Origin of the sequence: Flavonifractor plautii ATCC 29863 (assembly GCF_000239295.1) — a bacterium.
Taxonomy (GTDB): Bacteria; Bacillota; Clostridia; order Oscillospirales; family Oscillospiraceae; genus Flavonifractor; species Flavonifractor plautii.
The window spans coordinates 1-4,782 of sequence record NZ_JH417678.1 but is presented as its reverse complement, the minus strand read 5'-3'; the positions used below and the strand labels follow the sequence as shown (position 1 = coordinate 4,782).

Sequence of the window (4,782 nt, the reverse complement as noted above, 5' to 3'; positions counted from 1 at the left end):
CGCCGCCCAAATGGGCGGCGGCCGTCTTTGGGGCCTTTTCAGTGAATACCGTAGGTCTCCCACAGCGTCAGGGTATTCTGAATGGTGAGCTTCTCGGCGAACAACTCCCGGAACTGGGCGGTCTTCTGCTTTCCCTGGGCCTTGAGGACCTCCATCCGCCCGGCCAGCTCCTCCTGGCGGGCCAGCAGGCGCCCATGGGCGTCCTCATAGCGGCCCAGCCGCTCCGCGGCCTCTTGTTCCAGCCCGGCGGGTACGGAAAATCCGCCGTCCGGGCCGGGTACCGTGATGCGCTCCACCGCTTACTGGGGATTGAGGGTGTAGTTGGGCGCTTCCTTGGTGATATAGATGTCGTGGGGGTGGGACTCTTTGAGTCCGGCGGAGGTGATCTGCATGAACTGGGCCTTGGTGTGCAGCTCCTCCACGTTGTGGCAGCCGGTGTAGCCCATACCGGCCCGCAGGCCGCCCATGAGCTGGTAGATGGTGTCGCCGGTGGGGCCCTTGTAGGGCACGCGGCCCTCCACGCCCTCGGGCACCAGCTTCTTGTTGTTCTGCTGGAAGTAGCGGTCCTTGGAGCCGCAGGCCATGGCGCCCAGGGAGCCCATGCCGCGGTAGACCTTGAACTGGCGTCCCTGGTACACCTCGGTGTCGCCGGGGGACTCCTCGCAGCCCGCCAGCAGGGAGCCCAGCATGACCACGTTGGCGCCGGCGGCCAGGGCCTTGGCCAGATCGCCGGAGTACTTCACGCCGCCGTCGGCGATGATGGGCACGCCGTACTCGGCGGCCACGCAGGCGGCGTCATAGACAGCGGTGATCTGGGGCACGCCGATGCCGGCCACCACGCGGGTGGTGCAGATGGAGCCGGGGCCGATGCCGATCTTCACGCAGTCGGCGCCCGCCTCAATGAGGGCGCGGGTGCCCTCCGCGGTGGCCACGTTGCCGGCGATGAGCTGCACGTCGGGGTAGAGGGCCTTGATGCGGCGGACGCACTCCAGAATGTTGTTGGAGTGGCCGTGGGCGGAGTCCAGGCAGAGCACATCCACGCCGGCCTCCACCAGCGCGTGGACCCGGTCCAGCACGTCGGGGGTGGCGCCGATGGCGGCGCCCACCAGCAGGCGGCCCTTCTCGTCGCGGGCGGAGTTGGGGTACACGGTGGCCTTCTCGATGTCCTTGATGGTGATGAGGCCCTTGAGGTGGTTCTCATCGTCCACGATGGGCAGCTTCTCGATCTTGTGGCGGCGCAGGATCTCCTTGGCCTCCTCCAGCGTGACGCCCTCCCTGGCGGTGACCAGGTTGTCCCTGGTCATCACGTTGTCCACCAACTGGCTCATGTCGGTCTCAAACTTCATGTCCCGGTTGGTGATAATACCGATGAGCTTGCCATCCTTGCAGATGGGCACGCCGGAGATGCGGTACTTGGCCATGAGCTCGTCGGCCTCCGCCAGCGTATGGCCGGGGGCCAGCCAGAAGGGGTTGGTGATGACGCCGTTCTCGCTGCGCTTGACCATGTCCACCTGCTCGGCCTGGGCGCCGATGGACATATTTTTATGAATGATGCCGATGCCGCCCTCACGGGCGATGGCGATGGCCATGCGGTACTCGGTGACGGTATCCATGGCGGCGCTCATCAGGGGGATGTTAAGCCTGATCCTGCGGGTGAGCTGGGTATGCAGATCGATGTCTGCGGGCAGGACGTCGCTCTCGGCGGGGATGAGCAGCACGTCGTCGAAGGTGAGGCCCTGCCGGGTGAACTTCTGGCGCTCGTCAGTGTTGACCATGGTGCATCTCCTTTTATCTTTTTGCTCTCTCAGAGGTTAAATTTTTTCTATTTTACTCGATGGCTCCGCCGCTGTCAAGGGGTGAGCTCCGCCAGCTCCACCGCGCTGTCAAACCGGCTCTTGCCCGCCTGATCCGCCCCGTGGACGTACCACAGGCCGCCGGCCTGGCCGGTATAGAGCTCGATGGTCTCCCCCGCCATGCACTCCGCCAGGTAGCCCACCTGGAGGGAGGAGACGAAGCGGCTGGGGCCCAGGCGCTCCATGTGGAGGGCGTCGCAGAGGAAGTCCACATAACGGACATTGTTGACGTGGCCGTTGACGTCGGTATCACTGTAGTGCATGGCGCGGCTGTCCGCGTGCTCCATAGTTTCGGGCAGGCGGACCCGGGACAGGGTGCGCTCCTTGCAGAGAGGGCCGCCGTCGGTGCCCTGGAACTCCGTGATCCTGCCCATGCGGGCCAGCTTGTGGGTAGCGGCGTCGGCCAGCACCCAGGTGGACACCGCCTCCCCCACCGGCTGTCCATTCACAAACAGGTCGAAGTCCCGGTAGGTGGAGGCTCCCCTCCCGCCCCGGTGCCAGGTGCGGATGTGTACCGTGTCCCCCCAGCTCAGAGGGACATCCAGCCGGTACCACAGCCGGGCCAGCATCCAGAAGCTGTTGTACCGCTCCAGCATCTCGTCCCGGGAGACGTGAAGGGCACAGGCCGCCTGGGTTGCGGCCTCCTGGAGCATCCCCATCAGCCCGGAGGGGCGGCAGTGGTACCAGGGGTCGATGTCCCTGGAGTCCACCATGTACTCGCACTCGTATACCACCATGCTTCCGCCTCCTCAGTCCTGGCCGTGGATGACCAGCTTGTTTTTACAGCAGATGTCGTCGATGTCGCTGGCGGTGGCCGCCGGAATGCGCATGGCCCCGCCGCAGTCGGCGCAGAACAGGTCGATGGAGCTGAAATTGACCTGGAGCTTCCAGCGGTGGGAGCCGCAGGTGCAGGAGATGCCGTCCCGCTGGGCGATCTCCTTGAGCTCGGAGAGCACCTCCTGCATCACCAGCTCGTCCAGGAAGGCCCCCTTCTCCCCTGAAGCGGCCTCCAGCTTGTCCACCGCTTCCTCCAGGCGCTGGAGGGCGGCAAACACCGGCCCCTCCTCCCCCACGTAGCAGCAGTCCAGCCCCGAGGCGGCGCAGGAGAAGGCCAGCACCTTCTCGTGGAGAAAAGCGTGGGAGGAGCAGGTGACGGTGTGATCCTTGCCGCAGAACAGGCAGGGGACGGTGAGCTTCACCCGGTCGCCCATCAGCTCCACCCGGAGAGAGGATTTGCCGCAGGGGCAGGGCAGTTCGTTGGCGGACGCCGCCAGCTGGAATACGCTGCGCTCCACCGCCACGCTCTGGCGGCAGGCGGGACAGAGATAGGCCAGAGTACGCTTGGCTTCCTCGACCATGATATGCCTCCATTTCAATGAATCCGGTTTCTGCTGTTTATTATACCGCAAAGCCCTCTTTTTGACCAGCATGTCCCACCACAAAATCCAGCCTCATATTTTCCCGGCTTTTCGTTCAAAATAGCATTATCTGAAGGAAAGAAGGTTGGCGCTATGACCACAAAAAAGCTGGGCCGGCAGACGGTCGCCCTTGCCCACCCGCCCTCCGTCGCGGGCCACGCCAATGTGGTGGGGAAAAAAGAAGGGGAGGGCCCGCTGGCCGACAGCTTCGACCAGATCAATCAGGACGATTCCTTTGGGGAAAAGACCTGGGAGAAGGCGGAGACCGCCATGCAGAAGCTGGCCCTCTCCTCCGCGCTGGACAAGGCGGGGCTGAGCGCCTCCGCCCTGGACTATATTCTGGCCGGCGACCTGCTCAACCAGTGCATTGGCTCCGGCTTCGCCGTCCGGGGGCAGGACGTCCCCTTCTTCGGGCTGTACGGCGCCTGCTCCACCATGGCGGAGAGCCTGTCTCTGGCCGCCCTGCTGGTGGACGGCGGTTTCGCCGCCCACGCCGCCGCCATGACCTCCTCCCATTTCTGCTCCGCCGAGCGGCAGTACCGCACACCCCTGGAGTACGGCGGCCAGCGCACCCCCACCGCCCAGTGGACGGTGACGGGGGCGGGCTGCGTCATCCTCTCCCGGGAGGGGCCGGGCCCCTATATCACCCATGTGACCACAGGCAAAATTGTGGACAAGGGCATCCAGGACGCCAACAATATGGGGGCCGCCATGGCCCCCGCCGCCTATGACACCATTCAGGCCCATTTTCGGGACACAGGCCGCAGGCCCTCGGACTATGATCTGATTGTCACCGGTGATTTGGGCAGCCTGGGCAAGGAGATCCTGCTGGATCTCTTCCACCGGGACGGCATTGAATTCAAAAATCTGGAGGACTGCGGCGTGCTCATCTACGACGCCCAGACCCAGGACGTCCACTGCGGCGGCTCGGGCTGCGGCTGCTCCGCCGCGGTGCTCACCGGCTTTCTGCTCAACGGTATGAAGCAGGGCCGCTGGAGGCGCCTGCTCTTCTGCGGCACCGGTGCCCTGCTCTCCCCCACCTCCACGCTCCAGGGGGAGAGCATCCCGTCCATCTGCCACGCGGTGGCCATCTCAACGGAACAGTGAGGGAAAATCATGGAAGTCTTTTGGGAATACGCCCGCGCCTTCCTCTGCGGCGGGGCGCTCTGCCTGATCGGGCAGCTGCTCATTGATAAGACCAAGCTCACTCCGGCCCGTATTCTGGTGCTCTATGTGGTGTCCGGCGTGGTGCTGGGCGGGCTGGGGCTCTACAAGTATGTGGTGGAGTTCGGCGGAGCGGGGGCCACCGTCCCCCTGACCGGCTTTGGCTATCTGCTGGCCAAGGGGGCCGCCAAGGCCGTGGACGAGATGGGCATACTGGGCGCCCTCACCGGCGGCGTCACCGCCGCGGCGGGCGGCATCTCCGCCGCCATCTTCTTCGGCTGGCTGGTGGCCCTGATCTTTAAACCCAAACCCAAATCCCGATAAAAGAGGCGCGGGGCATTGCCCCG

Annotated in this window: 6 protein-coding genes; 2 read left to right on the top strand and 4 right to left on the bottom strand. The window is 65.0% G+C overall.

What is annotated here, in order from left to right; translation table 11 throughout:
- Positions 1-38 precede the first annotated feature (38 nt).
- The 4 genes from HMPREF0372_RS04490 to HMPREF0372_RS04475 form a co-directional block, all read right to left on the bottom strand.
- Complete coding sequence (locus tag HMPREF0372_RS04490; protein WP_007489351.1) at positions 39-296, bottom strand: hypothetical protein; 258 nt, start codon at positions 294-296, stop codon at positions 39-41.
- A 3-nt stretch (positions 297-299) separates the two neighbouring features.
- The gene (gene guaB, locus HMPREF0372_RS04485; RefSeq protein WP_007489348.1) at positions 300-1,775 is read right to left on the bottom strand and encodes an IMP dehydrogenase; all 1,476 of its coding nucleotides are present in this window, start codon (positions 1,773-1,775) and stop codon (positions 300-302) included.
- A gap of 74 nt (positions 1,776-1,849) precedes the next feature.
- The gene (locus HMPREF0372_RS04480) at positions 1,850-2,590 is read right to left on the bottom strand and encodes an acyl-[acyl-carrier-protein] thioesterase (RefSeq protein ID WP_007489347.1); all 741 of its coding nucleotides are present in this window, start codon (positions 2,588-2,590) and stop codon (positions 1,850-1,852) included.
- A gap of 12 nt (positions 2,591-2,602) precedes the next feature.
- On the bottom strand, positions 2,603-3,211 hold the full coding sequence (locus HMPREF0372_RS04475; protein ID WP_024723186.1) for a hypothetical protein: 609 nt from the start codon (positions 3,209-3,211) through the stop codon (positions 2,603-2,605).
- Between the two features lie 153 nt (positions 3,212-3,364).
- On the opposite strand from HMPREF0372_RS04475, the gene spoVAD reads away from it, so the two are divergent.
- Entirely contained in the window at positions 3,365-4,378 is a 1,014-nt protein-coding gene (gene spoVAD, locus HMPREF0372_RS04470; protein WP_007489345.1) for a stage V sporulation protein AD, read from the top strand.
- A gap of 9 nt (positions 4,379-4,387) precedes the next feature.
- Positions 4,388-4,759 carry a stage V sporulation protein AE gene (spoVAE, locus tag HMPREF0372_RS04465; protein ID WP_007489344.1) on the top strand — a complete coding sequence of 124 codons (372 nt, stop codon included), beginning with the start codon at positions 4,388-4,390 and terminating at the stop codon, positions 4,757-4,759.
- The last annotated feature ends 23 nt before the right edge of the window (positions 4,760-4,782 follow it).